This window comes from Labrenzia sp. 011, from assembly GCF_003075075.1.
Lineage (GTDB): Bacteria > Pseudomonadota > Alphaproteobacteria > Rhizobiales > Stappiaceae > Roseibium.
The window spans coordinates 198,610-216,645 of the sequence record NZ_QCYM01000002.1 but is presented as its reverse complement, the minus strand read 5'-3'; the positions used below and the strand labels follow the sequence as shown (position 1 = coordinate 216,645).

Genomic DNA, 18,036 nt, shown 5'->3' with positions numbered 1-18,036 from the left:
CCGCTTCGGCGGGGGTTTTTATTATCCGGATAAACGGCCGTTTCTCCCGGAACGTCACCAAACTGTCGTCTCTCTGACGTATCGGAAGGCAGTTCATCGCGCGGCTGACACGGGAGAATTTCATGGCGCACGGCACGCTGACGGCTTCGAAAAAACGGCTCAGGAATGCGGTGCACCGCTCTGACGCCACGTCCCGCGACGGAATTCTGGAACGGCTTTTCACCTTCGCCTTCAAGGGGCTGGTCTATCCGCAGATCTGGGAAGATCCGGATGTCGACATGAAGGCCCTGCGGCTCACCCCTGAAAGCCGCATGATCGCGATTGCATCCGGTGGCTGCAATGTCATGTCCTATCTCACCGCCAATCCGGCCGAAATCACGGCGGTTGACCTGAACAGGGCGCATGTGGCGCTCGGACGGCTGAAACTGGCCGCGGCGAAATATTTTCCCAACTACGAAACCTTCTACCGGTTTTTCGGCGAAGCCGACGAGAAGGCCAACGTGGGCGCCTATAACCGTTTCCTGAAGGACAATCTGGATGCGGATACGGTCGCTTACTGGGAAGGCCGCGATGTGGCCAACTGGGGGCGCAAGCGCATCACGCTGTTCTCCCGCGATCTCTACCATCACGGTCTGCTCGGCTATTGCATCGGCGTCGGACATCTGGTCGCCCGCCTTTACGGTATTGATCCGAAATACATGGTCAAGACCAGATCGCTTGAAGAGCAGCGCAGCTATTTCGACTCGGCACTGGCACCACTTTTCGACAAGCGCCTCGTGCGCTGGGCGACATCGAAGAAAATGTCGCTCTATGGGCTCGGCATTCCGCCCGCGCAATATGACGCCCTGGTCTCGGCCAACGCGGACGGCAATATGTCCGCCGTGCTTCGGGAGCGCCTGGAAAAGCTGGCCTGCGATTTCTCCATGCAGGACAATTATTTCGCGTGGCAGGCCTTCGGCCGGGGTTATGCGCCGCAGGCCGGTGAATCCAGCGGGCCATCCGGTCCGCTGCCGCCCTACCTGAAACGCGATCACTTCGAGGCGATCCGCCAGCGTGCCGACCGCGTCCGGGTTCTGAACCGGAATTTCACCGAGCATCTTCAAGGCGTGGATGACGATACGCTCGATGCCTATGTACTGCTCGACGCGCAGGACTGGATGACCGATCATCAGCTCAACGCCCTGTGGACCGAGATCACCCGCACCGCGCGTCCGGGTGCCCGGGTCATCTTCCGCACGGCGGCCGAACCGACCCTGCTGCCCGGCCGGGTTGCCGACCCGATCCTGGACCGCTGGACCTATGAGGAAGCCGAAAGCCTGGAGCTCGGGCGTCAGGACCGCTCGTCAATCTATGGCGGCTTCCATCTTTACGTGTTCAATGGCTGACGGAAGTCGCGGATAGAAGAATGACCGAAACCGTTGAAACCGCGAGGCTGATGGATGCCGTCTATCGCCGTCAGCGTCACTTTTACGACCTGACTCGCAAATACTATCTGCTCGGCCGGGACCATCTGATCGATCGTCTTGCGCCGCCCTCCGGCGGAGCGGTCCTGGAACTGGGCTGCGGCACCGGCCGCAATCTGATTGCGGCCGCGAAGCGCTATCCGGATGCCCGTTTCTACGGCCTCGATATCTCCCGGCAGATGCTGGACACGGCGGAGAGGAATATCGCCCGTGCCGGCCTGAGCGACCGCATCACGCTGATCCAGGGAGATGCCGCCAACCCGGCGGCGACCGGTCCTCTCGGTGTCGCCGCCTTCGACAGGGTATTCTATTCCTATACGCTCTCGATGATCCCCGTCTGGCGCGAAGCCCTGGCCGCCGGTGCCGCACGCCTTGGGGACGACGGGCGTATCCATGTGGTCGATTTCGGCCAGCAGGGAAGATTGCCGCGCTGGTTCAAGGCACTCCTGTTCGCCTGGCTGAAGTCCTTCCACGTGAGCCCGCGCGAGGATCTGGAGGCCGAGCTCGTACGTCTTTCGCAAGGAATGGAGGCGGACCTGACGTTCCGCCATCTTTACCGTGGCTATGCGGAGTACGCGGAGTTGATACCAAAGCCGGTCGGATGAGCCGCGATTCATCGCGGCTGATTTTGGCGATTGCGTCTGGCGTCAGTCCCCTGCCACGAAATAGTGCAGCGTCCCCTCCGGTCCTATGCCGACGCGGTAAAAGGTCCAGGCGCCGAAATCCTGCATTTCGGCGAAATCTCCGGCCGTGACGATACGGAAGAGTTCGACCTTCTGGTCCGGGGTCAGATTGAAGAGCGGATAGCGGGCGAAATACGGCCAGATATACATTTCGTGGGGCGTCCCCGCATCCACATGCAGGAAACCGGCATCAAGGACGTCCGCAAGGATGGCCAGGATCTCGAAGCCTTCGCCGTCGCCGGAGCTGGATTTGAGAAACTCGATCGGATCGCCGATCTCGCCGAAGGACAGGGTAGGGGGAAGTTCGTTGCTCTCAAGGACCATGCGCAGCCGGTCCAGGCTGCCGGCGAGGGCGGCCTGCCGCAGTTGCGCATGCATGCGCGCCACCGGCCTGGGCAGCATGTCGGTGTTGTAGAGCACTTGCGGTTCGTCCGAACCGTCCGCAGGGACGGCTCCGGTGTCCCGCAGGGTACCGGCACCGCCTTCCGATAACGGTACGTCCTGCGGCATTTCAGCGGCCGGACGGATCGTCTCGGTCTGAACGGTCTTTGCCAGGGCCGCACCCTGAAAAAGACAGGCAGTCAGTATCGCAGCCGCGAATAATCGCGCCATTTGGCCTTCTCCCGGTTTCAGTCTCTCAGACATAGCCCGGATCGACCCGGTTTCCCATGCTTCCTTTCGAAAGCGGCCGATCCGGCGTCATTCCTTAAACAATTCGTGCATATGTGGAAACGGGGTGATTGGAATTTTCCATTCTTGTCATGAGACCGCCGGGCCGGTATCGAGGGGCGAAATTGCGTTTCACGACAGATTTGGGGTTCACCGAAGAGGACAGTTTGTGACATTCGTGGAATATGTTCTGATCGGATATTTCGTCGGGGTTCTCATCACGGCGCCGGTCGGCCCGGTCAATGTCATGGCCATTCAGCATGCGGTGCATGGCGGGTTCCGGCAGGGGGTCTTTGTCGGGTTGGGGGCTGTTCTGGCCGACACGATCTTCGCATCCGCCGCAATCTTCGGCATTTCCGCGATCACCAATTTCATCGAAGGCCAGATCAATCTCATCGAAATCGTCGGCGGTGCCCTGCTGATCGTCTTCGGTATCAAGATCTGGAACACCCATCCTCACCTGGACAGGGACGGCAACGGCTGGCACCGGGGATTTCTGGGGGACGCCACGGCCGCGTTTTTCATGGCGATCACCAATCCGGGCGCAGTCATTGCCTTCGTTGCGATATTCGGCGGTCTGGGCGAATTCCGTCCGGCCCCAGGCGACCATATCGGCGCGTTGCTCATGGTTGCGGGCGTGGCCAGCGGTGCGACCTCCTGGTGGGTCGTCGTCTCTGCGGCGGTGTCACATTACAGGGCCCGGATCGACGACCGCTGGCTTGACCGGGCAAATCACATCGCCGGTTTCGTTCTGGTGGCCTTCGGCGCGCTGATCTATCTGAAACTTGCCCTGAGCCTGACGCTTCTGAAATAGAGCCGTTTCAGGAAGGAGCCTCACCCGCGTTGCAATCCGCACAGGTCTGGAATCACAAAGGCCGGACGTGCCGGCCTTTGTCGGGAAAGCGTTTCGCGACCGTTTACTGAAGGACGCGGTTGACCGTGTAATCGCCCTGCAGGATGCGGTCGGGCAAACCTTCGGCCAGTTTGGCGACAGCGTCTTCGCCATAGGCAGCCACAAGGTCTGCAAGGGCCGTGAACATCGCCGCGTGAGCAACCGCGTCTGCATCGACGCCGTTTGCAATGGCTTCTGCCCAAGCGTCGGAGATGAAGCCGAGCGCCGCACGCCTGATGTCTTCATCTTCCGCAAACTCGGCTTCCATCGCCGCTTCGGCATAATCGTCGTTTATCATTCGCTTCCTTACCGGTCCTTCCCCAACGCTTTGGAGTCAACTCCAACGTGTTGCTGCCCGAATCTGATGACTTGATCCTAGCACGGTGGACCGCGCTGATAAGCAACCGTGAACGTAAACTTAACGGCCACCCACAAATTTGATTCAAAAGGTTAACCGACCCGTAACAAATTGAACATTTTCCGCAGGGTTATCGGCCGTAGCGGCTGGTGACGTCGCTGATAATGGTCTCGCCCTCGGTCAGATATTGTGCCATTGCGATACGCGCGGCCTCCGTGCAGTCCCGGTAAGCGACTGAAAAACCGCGATAACCCTGATTGAAACGTTCGATGAACCGGCGCCGCCGCTTCTCGTCCAGCGTTTCGGCGTCCAGGAAATCCTCCATCTGGTCGCGCCAGCTTGGCGTATCGTCCTTGCCGCAGAGCGGACGGAGAAAATGCAGGGCGCCGAAGATTTCGGACAGGCGCATGAGCTGCTGCTCATAGGGAGGCTCGCCGGTTGAAGCCTCCTGTGCGGATACAACCTGACCTGCGCCCGTCAGGCAAACGACCGCAAGGACGGCAAGGCAGGCGGAACGTATGCACAGTTTCATCATGGGCGGATCATGCTCAACGGCAGGGCGCGCTGCAAGCTCTATGAATGATGATCCCAAGAATTGGCCGGAACTGTGCCAGGCGGCCCCGGAACGAGAACCATCGGCATTGTGCAGGGAGGATATTGGGGGAGGGCCTTCGCAGCGGGCGTCGTGTTCCGCCGCGTTGATACAGGTGGGACTCAAGAGCCCTGATCACACCCGTTCAGCAGGCGGCGGACACGCTCCGGTGTGCCCGGTGTGGTCAGCCTGTCGTCCAGACGGTCCGGCGCGACCCACTCCAGGGCGGCGGCATCGTCACCGGCCACGGCAGTCCCGGACAGATAGGCGCCGCAGAAGACGGCGAGAATGAAATGGGCGCAAACGGTGCCGTCAGCGTCGCGCTGGATGGAATCGAAGGTTTCGGCTGGATCTTCCAGGTGCGCCTTCACACCTGTTTCTTCAAGAAGCTCCCGTTCGGCGGCCTCACGCAGGGTTTCGCCCAGTTCCACGAGCCCGCCGGGCAGGCTCCAGTGGTCCTTGTAGGGCGCCTTGCCACGCTTGATCAGCAGCACCTGTCCGTTCCTGTGACACAGGACGCTGACACCGACACGCGGGGCATCTGGATAAAGCCTGGACATGGAGTGCCTTGAGATCGCCTCAGGCGAACAGCGCGTCGATTTCCGCCTGGGCGCCTTCGCCTTCGTGCTGGGTTGCTTCCAGGTCAACATGACCATGGATGACCGCGCCGGCAATGGAAATCAGCGGTTTGATTTCATTGGTGGCCATGTCGGCGATTTCCGCGGCAACGTCCGAAGCGCCCGGTGACTGGCGGAGCCGGTCCTGGATCTGGCAGACCCGCGCGTTGATTTCCGCGACCTGTATTTCCAGATGACTGCGCAAACTGGCGGGGGCGGCCTGATAGGCCAGGATGGCGAGTTTCTTGTCCTTGAAGGTGGAGTTCTCGAAATGCCCGACGTAATCCAGCGGTTTCCAGTCAAGCACATCCCCGGCGCAGTCCGGCATGGCGGGGAGCATTTCCAGAAGCATCATTACTTCGTTGAAGTGATTGAGATAATCCGTGGCAAGACCGGTTTGTGGGTTGATGTTCGCCAGTTCCAGCCTCTCGGCTGCCAGATCTCCGGCGCCCAAAACTGGATGCAAACATTCCATACCCGTCCCCCGATTTTCGACTTTACGCCGTAGGCTACTTCCTTTTTATTTCCAATTACCTAACTTGTCAGGGCCCAATGGAGGGATGTCTGGCAACGGAGAAACACAAGATGTGCGGCCGCCTCGCGCTTACCACACCGCCCGATGCCGTGCGGGCATTTTTCGGCTATGACGACCGGCCGAATTTTCCGCCGCGCTACAATATCGCGCCGACCCAGCCCCTGGCGGTCGTCCGTCAGAACCTCGGCGGCAAGCGGCAGTTCCACCTTGTCCGCTGGGGGCTGATCCCCGCCTGGGTCAAGGATCCGGCAAGTTTCACCCTGCTCATCAATGCAAGGGCGGAGACCGCATCGCAAAAGCCGTCCTTCCGCTCGGCCATGCGCCATCACCGCTGTCTGGTTCCCGCCTCCGGGTTCTACGAGTGGCGGCGGACACCTCAGGGCAAGCAGCCCTTCTGGATCAGGCCGGCGAACGGCGATGTCATGGCCTTCGCGGGGCTGTGGGACACCTGGTCGGATCCCGATGGTGGCGATATCGATACCGGCGCCATCCTGACCATTGGCGCCAACCGGATGATGTCCGCGATCCATGACCGCATGCCGGTGATCCTCAAGCCTGACGCTTTCGATACTTGGCTGGACATTGCCCATGTGGACCGGCGCGAGGCCGAAAAGCTGCTTCGGCCGGTGGAGGACGATTTTCTGGTGGCCACGCCGGTGTCCAGCCGCGTCAACACGGTGGCCAACGACGATGCGGATCTGCTCAAGCCGATGGACATCGACGAATCGCAGGCCGGCACCGGGAAGGACGCCGGAGCGAAGCGGCCGGCCCGGCTGGACCTGGACGACAGTCAACTTGACCTGTTCTGATCCGCTACCGGTGCCGACTGCAGGGCAGATTTGCCGTGCAATCGGGTCGGGACCGCTGTAGGGGAAGGCTCTCCCGGTAAGGATGACGACATGAGCGACAACGACAACTTCGCCCCCTTTGAGCAAGATGCGACGGAAAACGAAGCCCTCGCGGAAGCCTACAATCGCGGCCTCGAGCTTCAGAAGGCAGGCGATCTGAAGGGGGCGGAACAGGCGTTCCGTCACGCATTGACCCTTGACCCGTCGGATCCCGGTGGTGTCAGCATTCGCCTGGCGGCCATCGGCGCGCAGGAGGCCCCGGGAAAGATGCCCGATGCCTATGTCGCGACGCTGTTCGATCAGCACGCGGATGTGTTCGACGACATCCTGGTGGACGCGCTGGGCTACTGCGTTCCCCTGCTCGTGCAGGATCTGATCCGCCGCCTGGAGATCGGGCCGTTCACCCGCCTGCTGGATCTGGGATGCGGCACCGGCCTGACCGGCATGGCTCTGACCGATTGCACTGTCCACCGGACGGGGGTCGACCTGTCCGAGCGTATCGTCGAACTGGCCTACGACCGGCAGGTCTATGACGATCTCTATGTGGGCGAGGCGGTGGAATTCCTGCAGGATTTCGAGGACGAAGACGGCTCGTTTCCGCTTTGGGACCTGATCACCGCCACCGACGTGTTTCCCTATCTCGGCGCCGTCGAACCGTTTCTTGCGGGCGCCGCCGGCCGGCTTGGCCCGGGGGGCTGCCTGGCATTCTCCACCGAAACGCTTCCCGAGGAAGTTCTCGGAGGGCGGGCTTATATGGTTGGCGCGAAAAACCGCTTCGCTCAGGGCGAGACCTATATCCGGACGGCGCTCGACACGGCCGGATTCGACATCCTTGCGATGGAGCCCATCACCGTACGTCTGGAGGAAAACGATCCCGTCCCCGGCCATCTCGTCATGGCGCGCCGCCGCTGACGGCGGTGCATGGGGGGGCGATGGCTGCGACAGTCGTCGTGGTGCGCGGTTCCATGAATTCAGGAAGAGGCCCGAACGCCTTTGCTGTGCAAAGGCGTTCGGGCGATCTCCTGAATTCAGTTTAACGCCACCGGCTTCAGACGATACGTTTCATCTTCAGGTGGGGTTCGCCATCCGACGTTTTCTGCACGGCGACTCCGTCCTGACGAACGACACAGGTCACCCGGCTGCGATGGGCGGAAAAACTGTCGAAAGTCACCACGTCGACCGGTTCGTCGAACTGCAGGGTCACACGAAGATGTCCTGACTGCCCGATACGGGACAGCCCTCTGATGCCTCCGGTAAAGGCCTGCTGCATGTAGAGACCGGTGACCCGGTCGCCAACCGAGAAGGGCAGGTCGGGGCCGGTTGCGGATGCCGCGGCGCAGGCCGTGTTCCAGTCCTTGTAACCGTATTGGGCGGAAAGCAGCTCCAGTGCCTGGCTGTGCGAGAGCACCTGCCCCTTGGCGGTGAGAGCTGCGCGCAGGCGCCTGGCCTGGGTCTTGAGCGCGTCAACGCTGGGAAGCGTCATGGGAAATACCTTTCAGGAATGTCAGGCAATCACAATGGGGCCCGCATTGCCATCAGCCTGCACTTCCTGGTGAAAGGTCGCTCAGCACAGCGAAACGGAGCTTCGCCGGAGGGATTCACCATGGCGGTCTGCCTGCGGGCGGCCGGTTCCCTCGAACCGGCGTCAGGCATAGGCACACAGGCTGGTGCTGTCAACGCGCAAAAAAAGCCGCAGGCGCGGCTTTGGCGGACGTTCCGCGGAGTATCGCGGACGCCGGTCTGCGGAAGCGGGTGTCCCCGCTGCCGCAGATGGTCTCCGGGGCAAGACTGCTCCCGTGGGGGATCAGGCCTGAATGAGCCGCTTCAGGAGCTCGATTTCCTGGGAAAGAACCGGATCCTTGCTCACCATGTCGCCGATCTTGCGCACGGCGTGCAGAACCGTGGTGTGATCGCGATTGCCGAAGCGGCGACCGATTTCCGGCAGCGAGCGCCCGGTCACCACCTTGGCGATATACATGGCGATCTGACGCGGACGGACCAGGACCCTTGCCCGGCACGAGGAAAGAAGGTCCGCCTTGGTAACGCTGAAATGCTTGCAGACGACCTGCTGGATTTCCTCGACCTTGATCAATCTCGGTTCGCCGATCCGCACCAGGTCGTGCAGGGTCTTTTCGGCTAAGTCGAGGGTGACCGGTTGCCGGGACAGCTGGTTATGGGCAAAGAGCCGGTTCAGCGCGCCCTCCAGATCCCTGGCCGAAGCGATCACATAGCGGGCGATATAGTCCGAAACCTCGTCCGGTACGGAAAACCCGGGATGGGTCTTGCGGGCCGAGGCGATGCGCTTGTTCAGGACGTCCAGACGCAGGGCATAATCCGTTGCCTGGATACCGATGACTTCGCCCTTCTGGATGACCTGGCACAGGCCGTCGCCGAGCGTATCGAGATGCTCCGGCGGACGGTCCGCCGCCATGATGACCTGCGAGGGGAATTCCATCAGCAGTTCGAGCGTCTTGCTGAACTCTTCCTGTGCCTGCTTGCCGTGCAGAAACTGAAGGTCGTCGATCAGCAGAAGGTCGATGGATTTCATGGCCTGGCGCAGCACCGGGAAGGCGGGGGTGCGCAGGGCGGGAACCAGATGGTACATGAAGAATTCCGCCGACAGATAGGCGACATGCCGGCCGGTTTTGCGCGCCTGGCTGGCGGCCGCCTGCAGCAGATGGGTCTTTCCGATGCCGGTGGAGGAATGAATATAAAGCAGATTCAGCGTGCCCTCATGGCCGCCGGCCATCTGGCGCACGGCGGCGCAGGCCAGACTGTTGGAGGCGCCTTCCGAGAACGTGTCGAATGTCAGTTTCGGGTTCAGCGCCGCGCCGCTCAGGAATTCGGCTGCGGATTCCTCACCGGTGTCCGCAAGACACGGGATCGAGGCCGTCCCCGATGCGGCACTGAATTGCGGTGTGCCGTTGAAAGGGGCAGGGCGACCGCTGATCCGGCGGGCCGTAATGGCCTTCGGCTCCGGGGAACCTCCGATCTGCCGGGGGCGCAATGCCCCGCGAACGGTTAGCTCGATACGGTTGATGGCGTCCTTTTCCCGTTTCCACAGACCGACAAGCTGCTGCTCGTAATTGCTCTGGATCCAGTTCTTCAGGAAGCGGGTCGGCACGGAAAGACGGACCGCATCGCCCGTGGTTTCCTCGTGGTTGACCCGGCCAAACCAGTTGGAGAAAATATCATCTCCCAGTTCGTTCCTAAGTTCTTTCTTTACGCGATCCCAGGGATCTGACTCCGCTATAACCTGAAGCTGCATGATGGCCTCCTTCATGGGGAGGGCGTGTAACGCCCCTCTGTGCACTGTGTTTGGGCTGCGATTTCCGCTTCGCTGCCCGTTTGTTGTTTTCGGACTTTGGACCATCTGAAGATCTTTTGACCGGTACGGCTTTTTGCCGCCTATGAAATGACATTAACCTTTGATTTACCATCTTTACAAATAGCTTATTCTTATAAGGTCATAGATCGTTCACATAGTAATTTTTGTAGATGTTTTTGGGCTGATATGTAGAATTTACATAACGAATCTTGAACTCCATTAACGTCAAAATGAAGCCAAGTTTTAACGAGGGTGTTTTCCTCTGATTGATTCTCAGATGACTTTCGGTCAGGAGAAAAATTTAGCAAAAATTTAACTTTCAGAAGAATTTTCTCAGAGTTTTCAAAAGACAGATACAAAAATAGTGAGTTTCAACAGGTCTGTTGTCATCGAAATGCTGAATGACAGGTCATTTTTGACAGAGGCCTCGCGGACGCCGATGCCTTGCCGATGAGGCTTTCAACCGGGAATCGGTGCAAACAGGTTCATCCCGCTCGCCGCGCTCTGCGAAGGTGGGGAAAACTTTTGGGCAAAATCAGGGGGATTTGACTGAACGGCCGGAAAAAGGGACGGGCAGGACAGCGGAAAAAGACATTCCGAAACAGGCGTCTGTCCTGAGCGCTGAAGGCGGGCCTTGTCCTGATCCCTTTCCCCCCTCGTGTGGACCTTATCCACACGAGGGGGGAAAGTGTGGCAACAGGGTAAGGCTACCAATTGATCTGTCGCGTCGGACCTGCCGTCACCGGCGACCGGGGCGGCGGCAGAAGAAGATGCGGGAAGCGCAAAGAAAACGCCAGGTGAGGAGACCGGTCCGGCAAGCAAAACCCCGTTCGACCGTGACTGGCAACTCCTCTGAAGCCTCGCGCCGGACAGTCTTCAATCGCGGTCGAACGCGATCCGCTTAATTACTGCCGCTCTCACACGACGCGGCCGGGGCTGAGAAGGTTCTTCGGATCCAGCGCGGATTTGATCCGGCGCATCAGGTCAAGCTCGATCTCCGGCTTCACCTCCGCGAGGAGATTGCGCTTCAGGCGTCCGATGCCGTGTTCGGCGGAAATGCTGCCACCGAAGTCGAGCACGATACCGTGCACGACCGCATTCATGGCATCCCAGCCGGCGATGTAGTCGTCCTTGTCGGCGCCGACCGGCTGGCTGACGTTGAAATGGATATTGCCGTCGCCCATGTGCCCGAAAGGCACCGGCCTGCAGCCGGGAACCAGCTCCTCGACCGCGGCCATGGCCTTGTCGAGAAAGTCCGGGATGACGGCAACGGGAACGGAGACATCATGCTTGATGGAGCCGCCTTCCGGTTTCTGTACCTCGGACATGCCGTGGCGAATGTGCCAGAAGTCCTGAACCTGGGACAGGTTCTGCGCGAAGGCCGCATCCTCCACCAGGCCTGCCTCGAAGGCTTCGCCCAGAATGCTCTCCATCAGGTCGCGCACCGGAAACGCGTCGGACGCGCTGGAAAGTTCCATGAGGATATACCAGGGATGCGTGCCTTCCAGCGGATCGCGGCTCCCCTCCAGATGGCGCAGGCAGAATTCGATGCCGATGCGCGGCATGATTTCGAATCCGGTCAGTACCGGTCCGGCCTGGCCCTTTGCGAGCGAGAACAGCTTGAGAGCGGCCTGGGGATTCGGCAATCCGATAAAGGCGGCTTCCAGCTTCTTCGGTTTGGGAAAGAGTTTCAGCGCAGCGGCAGTAATGATCCCCAGGGTGCCCTCTCCGCCGATAAATAATTGTTTCAAATCATAACCGGTATTGTCCTTGCGAAGGGTCCTCAGGCCGTTCCAGATCTCCCCGGTGGGCAGGACGACTTCCAGGCCCAGGACGAGGTCGCGGGTGTTGCCGTAGGACAGCACGGCGGTGCCGCCGGCGTTGGTGGAAATGTTCCCGCCGATCTGGCAGGAGCCCTGCGAGCCAAGCGAAAGGGGGAACAGCCGGTCGACCTTTTCGGCTTCGTTTTGCAGTGTTTCCAGCACCACTCCGGCTTCCACCGTGATGGTGAAACCGGCCGGATCGACGGACCGGATCTTGTTGAGGCGCGAGAGGGACAAGACGATTTCATCCCCGGTTTCCTGCGGGATTTGTCCGCCCACCAGTCCCGTGTTGCCCCCCTGGGGAACAATCTTCAGCCCCTGTTCGTGGGCATATGTCATGACCGCGCTGACCTCCTGTGCACTGCCCGGGCGCAGCACCATGGGCGTGACGCCCTGATATAGATCCCGCCACTCCGTGAGGAACGGAGCCTGGTCGTCCGGGTTGGTCAGTACATGTGCCGCGCCGATCATTTCGGCGAAGCGGTCGGCATGGGAAGAGCGCTCCATGAGCGGGGTCCTTGTGACGATTGACGGTAAAATTCGGGCGCCAACATAGTGGCTGAAGGCGCTGCCGTCGACGCTTCATTCAGGCAGCTGCTCACTTGAAGGACGAAACCCCTTGTGCCATAGGATGCCAGCCCTCGGGGGCGGTACAGGATCTTTTTCGGAGATGACGATGGCGGAAACGCGCGGACTGATGAACGGCAAACGTGGCCTGATCATGGGCGTGGCAAACAACAAGTCGATTGCCTGGGGCATTGCCAAAGCAGTGGCCGACGCGGGCGCCGAACTGGCGCTGACCTATCAGGGCGATGCGCTGAAAAAGCGTGTCGAACCGCTTGCCGAGCAGCTTGGCGCCTTTGTTGCCGGTCACTGCGATGTCACCGACGCTGCGTCGATCGACGCGGTGTTCAGTGCCCTGGAAGAAAGATGGGGCAAGATCGATTTCGTTGTTCACGCCGTTGCCTTCTCCGACAAGGCCGAACTGACCGGCCGCTTCGTCGATACCTCCTCCGACAATTTCGCCCGGACGATGGACATCTCCTGTTACTCGCTGACGTCCATCACCCAGCGCGCCGAAAAGCTGATGAGCGGCGGCGGCTCGATTCTGACACTGACCTACTACGGTGCCGAGAAGGTGATGCCGCATTACAATGTGATGGGTGTTGCCAAGGCCGCTCTGGAGACCAGTGTCAAATATCTGGCCATGGATCTCGGTCCGCAGAACATTCGCGTCAACGCGATCTCCGCCGGGCCGGTCAAGACCCTGGCTGCCTCCGGCATCGGTGACTTCCGCTATATCCTGAAATGGAACGAATACAATTCGCCGCTCCGCCGTACAGTGACCATCGAGGAAGTCGGCGACAGTGCGCTGTTCCTCTTGTCGGACCTGGCCCGTGGCGTTACCGGTGAAATCCAGCACGTCGATTGCGGCTACAATATTGTCGGCATGAAGGCCGCCGATGCTCCCGACATCTCCGTGGTCAAGGACTGATCGTTTCGGGGCCGTACGCATTCGGCCCCGCTTTCGTCAGACAGGTTCGCATTGCCTGTGGTCGGCGCCCGTCGGTCGGTTTCCCTTGTCTGTTTCAGCTCCGTCCGGAGCTGGTGCTCCCGAATTGCCGGTATGAGAATATGACGATCCTGAGCTCCGCCCCCGACCTGCTTCCGAAGCTTCACAATCCGGAGCTCCTGATCTTCGTCCGTCACGGTCAGACGGACTGGAATGCGGAGGGGCGCATGCAGGGGCAGCGCGACATTCCTCTCAACGCCACCGGGCGGCTCCAGGCCGCCGGCAACGGCGAGCGGTTGAAGGCCTTCCTGGAGGCACAGACCATTCCTTCGGAAGGCCTCGATTTCGTTTCCTCTCCCCTGGGGCGGACCCGCGAGACGATGGAGCTGCTGCGCAGCGCGATGGGGGAGGCGCCCTCTGCCTACAGGCTGGACGACCGCCTCAAGGAAATCACCTTTGGTGACTGGGAAGGTTTTACCCTGGAAGAACTGGCGGACAGGGAGCAGGATCGGGTTCTCCAGCGGCGCGCGGACAAATGGGGCTTCGTGCCCCCGGGTGGTGAAAGCTATGAAATGCTCGTCGGTCGCATCGGGCCCTGGTTGCAGACGGTCGACCGGCCCACGGTGGTCGTCTCCCACGGCGGTGTTTTCCGGGCTGTGCGCGGATTGCTGGAGGGACTGGAGAAATCCGCGGTCCCGCGGCAGGATGTGCCCCAGGACAAGGTTTTTGTCTGGCGCGACAGCCGCTTCGAGGTCATCTGAGACCTAGGCGTCCTCCCTGAAGGAAGACGAAACGGTTTTAGGCGGTTTCGCCAGCGGGTCTTGCCGTATACAGGGCAAGTTCTGCGCCCCGGGGAATGGCGGCGTATGGAAATTATGCCCCGATGTGATCGGATACGGCCGTAACGGCGTAATCTGTATGCCCTCGACGACCATGCTGCAGGATCCCCTGAGACGGTCGGCGTCAGGCCGGGAGAAGACGTCGTGTCCGCGGATGATTTTTACAGTGCCCTGCCGAGTTTTTCGGATTTCAGTTCGGTTGGCGAACTGGACGGCTACCGTCCCGTGCCGGACGACTGGTATGTGCTTGCTGCCGACATCGTGCGCTCGGGAGATGCGGTTGCCGCGGGCCGCTACAAGGAAGTCAACATGGTGGGGGCGGCAGTGATTGCCGCCGTCGTGAACCGCCTGGGGCACGACCGGGTCCCCTTCGTCTTCGGCGGAGACGGGGCCATGCTTGTGGTGCCCGAACAGGATGTGGCGGCGGGCCGCGAAGCGCTGGCCGGAGTTGTCGGCCTTGCCCGCAAGGTCATGGAACTGGAGCTGCGAGCGGCGGCCATCCCGGTGGCGCATCTGAGAGTTCTGGGTGGTGACATAAGGCTGCGCAAGTACCGGCTCAGCCCGGGCAACCATCTGGCAATGATCCTGGGCGACGGCCTTGGTATCGCCGATCGCATCCTGAAGGACCCGCAAGCCTGTCTGCCTTTCGCGATAAGGCAGCAGGATGCCGCACTTCCGCCGCTGGACGGTCTGTCCTGCCGTTGGGAGCCGTTGCCGGCGGTGAACGGTCAGATCGTTTCCCTGATCATCAAGCCTTCCGGCACCAGATCCCTGCCTGAAGTCATGGACGCCGTGGCGGAGAAACTCGGTTTCAACCCGCTGACCGACGACAGCCGGACAAGGCTGGCAGAGAAAAGGCGGTTGCGGTTCAGCTTTCCGCCCGCCAGTCTCCGGCTGGAAGCCCGGATGTCTTCGGCCGGCAGCACGCTGCGCGGCTGGGCGACAGGGCTTTTCGAATGCCTGGCCTTCGTCCTGAGTACTTCCACCGGCTGGCGCATCGGCCCCCTGGAGCCCCAAAGATACATGCGCGAGCTGAGCCTCAACACCGACCACAGAAAGGTCGGCGACAGTCTGCAGCTTGTGCTCGATCTCACCTCCGACCAGCTTGCGGCGGTTGAAAGCTGCCTGGAGACGGCCTTCGGGGCCGGTTTCCTCGTTTATGGACTGCATGTCTCCGACTCGGCGCTGATGACCTGCTTCGTGGAAGATCTCGGCAACAGCCGTCACATCCATTTCGTCGATGGGGCCGACGGGGGGCTTTCGCTTGCGGCCGAAGAGTTCAAGACCCGACAGGTAGCGCAGGCAGCGGCACCGGTTCCCGCCCGCGACACATGACGGTGCATGAAATGACGTGAAGCGGGAGCCGCCTCATCCGCGGATCAGTGATCCAGGCCCAGAACCGCCTTGCGCGGGGCCGGTGCGCTCAGGGGCATGAGGAAATTGTGCTTCAGGATGAGGGCCAGAAGCTCGTCTTCCGGGACGGCTTTTGAAATCAGGAATCCCTGAATATCGTCACAACCGTTCTGCTTCAGCCACTCCAGTTCGCCCGGTGTCTCCACGCCTTCGGCAAGCACGCGGATATCGAGGCTCTTGGCGAGATTGATCAGCGCGCTGGTAAACTTCTGCAGGTCCGGGTCCCTGTCCACGCGCGAGATGAAACTGCGGTCGATCTTGACCCTGTCTACCTTCAGGTCCCGCAGGCTGGAAATGCTCGAGTGGCCGGTGCCGAAATCGTCCAGTTCGATGAAAAAGCCGAGATCCGACAGGCGGGCGATGTTTTCCTTGATCGGCGTGACCGTACGCTCGTCGATCATCACGGCTTCGAGGATTTCCAGGCTTATATGGGCGGGGAGCAGGCCCATGGAGCGGACCTGACGGTCCAGTGCATCTGCGGCCTCGGAGCTTTTCAGGAGATCGGCGGACACGTTCAGACCGAAGTGGATCTGGTGCAGGGTCTTGCCGCTGACATGGGCCGCAAGCCGGATGGCATGCGCGCGGACGGTTTTCTCGATCAGGTTCATGTAACCGGCGTCGATGGCAGCCGGAAGGAAGGAGCCGGGCGTGCGGATGCTGTCGCCGTCGATCCAGCGCACCAGGGCCTCGGCACCGATCAGCGTTCCTGTATGGATGTCGACCTGGGGCTGATACCAGGGGAGGATGTTGCCCTCCTGCAGCGCCTTGAGAAGTTGCTTGGCGGTTTCGCCGTCCTCTTCGAAGGCGTCGCGCATGTCGGAGGTGAAGAAGCCGAGTTTTCCGGGACCGAGTTTCTTGGCCGAACGCAGGGCGAGACCCGCATCCACGAGGGTCTGGTCGCTTACGCCGGTGCCGGGCGGACTGACGAACAGTCCGGCGTTGCTTTCGACCGTCACCTTGTGGGACCCCAGATGCCGTTCCCTGGCCGTTTCGTGAACAAGCCCGGCCGCGAGGTCTTCAAAGGACTGCAGGTTCTTCAGCTGTCGGCGCAGAAGCATGAATTCGGTGCCGCCGGTCCGGCTGATGAAATCGTCCGGCCCGGCAACCTTGGTCAGCTGGTCGGCCACTTGCCTGAGAATGGAATCGCCGCATTGATCTCCGAACAGGTCGTTGATCTTCTTGAAATGACGCAGGTCGAAGACCAGGAGACCGGTGCTCGTGTTCTCGTCTCCAACCGGTAGATTTTGAATGGTCTTCAGGAGCGCGCGGCGATTGGGCAGGCCGGTGAGCGGATCGTGAAATCCGAGACTTTCGATTTCCTGCTGCGTGCGGTCGGCAAGAACATGGCTCAGAGCGACGGCAATGGCGAAAGCGGCAAGGATGACGATACTGCCTGCCAGCCCGGCAAGCGTCACGGCAAACAGGGTTTCCGTCCGCTGTTCCTGCAGATCGCGTTTGAGCACCTCCAGGGCGGCCTGCCACAGCAGGAAGGAAGCGCGAACCAGTTTGGGCTGTTCCGCGATCAGGGGGGCGGCGCTGATGTCCGCCCCTGTGTCGGCCTTGAGGATGGACGTCAGCAGTTTGGCCCCTGCTGCCTGAAAGGCCAGGCTGCTCTTGCGGTAGAGCTGCGCCTGATTCCGAAGCAGCTCCGCGCCGGGTCCGTCCATTTCGGTGAAAAAGGCGGCGGTATCATCTGCGGCTTTGTCCGCGGCTGCCTTGAACTGGCCGGCTTGCACCGGGACAAGCATTTTGTCCCATACATTGATTTTGTCGCGGCTTGCCATGCGGCTGGCATCTTCAACCATATTGGCGGATTCAATGACGACGGACAGAAGCGTGTCCTGTACCAGCCGGGGAAGCCGTGTCATTTCGGGGGAGGTGGATGAATCGATTTTCGCCAGTTGCGAGATGGAGGACGTCAGATTGCGGAGTCGCCGCAGGGCGAGAGGGGTCCCGGGTTCGGAGGTGAAGCCTCCCAGGTCCTCGAGCAGAATCCTGGAATCGGCTTCTCCGCCGAACGCCGCGAGCTGTGTGCGAAAATAGCCGGAAAGATCCGGCACCTGGCCAGTCAGGGCCTTTTTCTGCATTGGCGGACCGAGGGCCTCGATCAGATGCAGCCCGTCCAGGCTGTGATCGATGGCACGCACGTTTTCGATCTTGCTGTAAAACCAGAGCGACGCGAACAACAGGCTGGGGGCCAGCATGAACACGATCAGTCCCGTCAACCACCCCCTGATCCGCACCTGCACGCCCCACGACTAAGTATCATTTGCAATGTACAGTAATGGTGGAGGTTTAAGAATTTGCAAATCTATGGTGGTGGACATGCCTGTTTTATTCAGGGAACCTGCTGGTTTTTCTGAATATTTTCCCGTTCTTGAAGTTGAAACTGTTCTTCAGTCAACATTTCCGGGTTCTGCGGGTGACGGTAATATTCACGGCGCAAACCGCGGGCCGGGGCGT

General features: G+C 60.7%; 17 protein-coding genes. 8 read left to right on the top strand and 9 right to left on the bottom strand.

Features of this window, described 5'->3' with window-relative positions; translation table 11 throughout:
• Positions 1-122 precede the first annotated feature (122 nt).
• On the top strand, positions 123-1,385 hold the full coding sequence (locus DCO57_RS03790) for a DUF3419 family protein (protein ID WP_116697524.1): 1,263 nt from the start codon (positions 123-125) through the stop codon (positions 1,383-1,385).
• Between the two features lie 20 nt (positions 1,386-1,405).
• Positions 1,406-2,068 carry a class I SAM-dependent methyltransferase gene (locus DCO57_RS03785; protein WP_116697523.1) on the top strand — a complete coding sequence of 221 codons (663 nt, stop codon included), beginning with the start codon at positions 1,406-1,408 and terminating at the stop codon, positions 2,066-2,068.
• A gap of 42 nt (positions 2,069-2,110) precedes the next feature.
• On the opposite strand, the gene DCO57_RS03780 is transcribed toward DCO57_RS03785, so the two are convergent.
• Positions 2,111-2,758 (bottom strand): hypothetical protein, encoded by a 648-nt coding sequence (locus DCO57_RS03780; protein ID WP_165814626.1) that lies wholly within the window; start codon positions 2,756-2,758, stop codon positions 2,111-2,113.
• 226 nt (positions 2,759-2,984) lie between these two features.
• Here DCO57_RS03780 and DCO57_RS03775 point away from each other — a divergent pair, with 226 nt between their 5' ends.
• Entirely contained in the window at positions 2,985-3,629 is a 645-nt protein-coding gene (locus DCO57_RS03775; protein ID WP_116697522.1) for a LysE family transporter, read from the top strand.
• A gap of 103 nt (positions 3,630-3,732) precedes the next feature.
• On the opposite strand, the gene DCO57_RS03770 is transcribed toward DCO57_RS03775, so the two are convergent.
• The 4 genes from DCO57_RS03770 to DCO57_RS03755 all read right to left on the bottom strand — a co-directional run bounded on the left by DCO57_RS03770 (position 3,733) and on the right by DCO57_RS03755 (position 5,740).
• A complete protein-coding gene (locus DCO57_RS03770) occupies positions 3,733-4,005 on the bottom strand; it encodes a hypothetical protein (protein WP_068407121.1) in 273 nt (90 codons plus the stop codon).
• A 190-nt stretch (positions 4,006-4,195) separates the two neighbouring features.
• Positions 4,196-4,600 (bottom strand): TIGR02301 family protein, encoded by a 405-nt coding sequence (locus DCO57_RS03765; RefSeq protein WP_244287873.1) that lies wholly within the window; start codon positions 4,598-4,600, stop codon positions 4,196-4,198.
• Between the two features lie 179 nt (positions 4,601-4,779).
• Positions 4,780-5,217, bottom strand: a complete 438-nt coding sequence (locus tag DCO57_RS03760; RefSeq protein ID WP_116697521.1) for an NUDIX domain-containing protein — start codon at positions 5,215-5,217, stop codon at positions 4,780-4,782.
• 19 nt (positions 5,218-5,236) lie between these two features.
• Positions 5,237-5,740 (bottom strand): hypothetical protein, encoded by a 504-nt coding sequence (locus tag DCO57_RS03755; RefSeq protein WP_208977774.1) that lies wholly within the window; start codon positions 5,738-5,740, stop codon positions 5,237-5,239.
• Between the two features lie 119 nt (positions 5,741-5,859).
• On the opposite strand from DCO57_RS03755, the gene DCO57_RS03750 reads away from it, so the two are divergent.
• A complete protein-coding gene (locus DCO57_RS03750) occupies positions 5,860-6,618 on the top strand; it encodes an SOS response-associated peptidase (protein ID WP_116697519.1) in 759 nt (252 codons plus the stop codon).
• A gap of 90 nt (positions 6,619-6,708) precedes the next feature.
• Complete coding sequence (locus DCO57_RS03745; protein WP_116697518.1) at positions 6,709-7,569, top strand: methyltransferase; 861 nt, start codon at positions 6,709-6,711, stop codon at positions 7,567-7,569.
• A gap of 136 nt (positions 7,570-7,705) precedes the next feature.
• On the opposite strand, the gene DCO57_RS03740 is transcribed toward DCO57_RS03745, so the two are convergent.
• The 3 genes from DCO57_RS03740 to DCO57_RS03730 all read right to left on the bottom strand — a co-directional run bounded on the left by DCO57_RS03740 (position 7,706) and on the right by DCO57_RS03730 (position 12,315).
• A complete protein-coding gene (locus DCO57_RS03740) occupies positions 7,706-8,140 on the bottom strand; it encodes a glyoxalase superfamily protein (RefSeq protein ID WP_116697517.1) in 435 nt (144 codons plus the stop codon).
• A 321-nt stretch (positions 8,141-8,461) separates the two neighbouring features.
• Positions 8,462-9,925 carry a chromosomal replication initiator protein DnaA gene (gene dnaA, locus DCO57_RS03735; RefSeq protein WP_116697723.1) on the bottom strand — a complete coding sequence of 488 codons (1,464 nt, stop codon included), beginning with the start codon at positions 9,923-9,925 and terminating at the stop codon, positions 8,462-8,464.
• A 977-nt stretch (positions 9,926-10,902) separates the two neighbouring features.
• On the bottom strand, positions 10,903-12,315 hold the full coding sequence (locus tag DCO57_RS03730; protein ID WP_116697516.1) for an FAD-binding oxidoreductase: 1,413 nt from the start codon (positions 12,313-12,315) through the stop codon (positions 10,903-10,905).
• 169 nt (positions 12,316-12,484) lie between these two features.
• On the opposite strand from DCO57_RS03730, the gene fabI reads away from it, so the two are divergent.
• From fabI to DCO57_RS03715, 3 genes are all read left to right on the top strand, one after another.
• Positions 12,485-13,303, top strand: a complete 819-nt coding sequence (fabI, locus tag DCO57_RS03725) for an enoyl-ACP reductase FabI (protein ID WP_116697515.1) — start codon at positions 12,485-12,487, stop codon at positions 13,301-13,303.
• A 140-nt stretch (positions 13,304-13,443) separates the two neighbouring features.
• Positions 13,444-14,082, top strand: a complete 639-nt coding sequence (locus tag DCO57_RS03720; protein WP_116697514.1) for a histidine phosphatase family protein — start codon at positions 13,444-13,446, stop codon at positions 14,080-14,082.
• A 222-nt stretch (positions 14,083-14,304) separates the two neighbouring features.
• Positions 14,305-15,495, top strand: a complete 1,191-nt coding sequence (locus DCO57_RS03715; protein WP_208977773.1) for a DUF3095 family protein — start codon at positions 14,305-14,307, stop codon at positions 15,493-15,495.
• A gap of 44 nt (positions 15,496-15,539) precedes the next feature.
• On the opposite strand, the gene DCO57_RS03710 is transcribed toward DCO57_RS03715, so the two are convergent.
• Positions 15,540-17,798: a bifunctional diguanylate cyclase/phosphodiesterase gene (locus DCO57_RS03710; protein WP_208977772.1), complete on the bottom strand. Its 2,259-nt coding sequence runs from the start codon at positions 17,796-17,798 to the stop codon at positions 15,540-15,542.
• Positions 17,799-18,036: the final 238 nt, after the last annotated feature.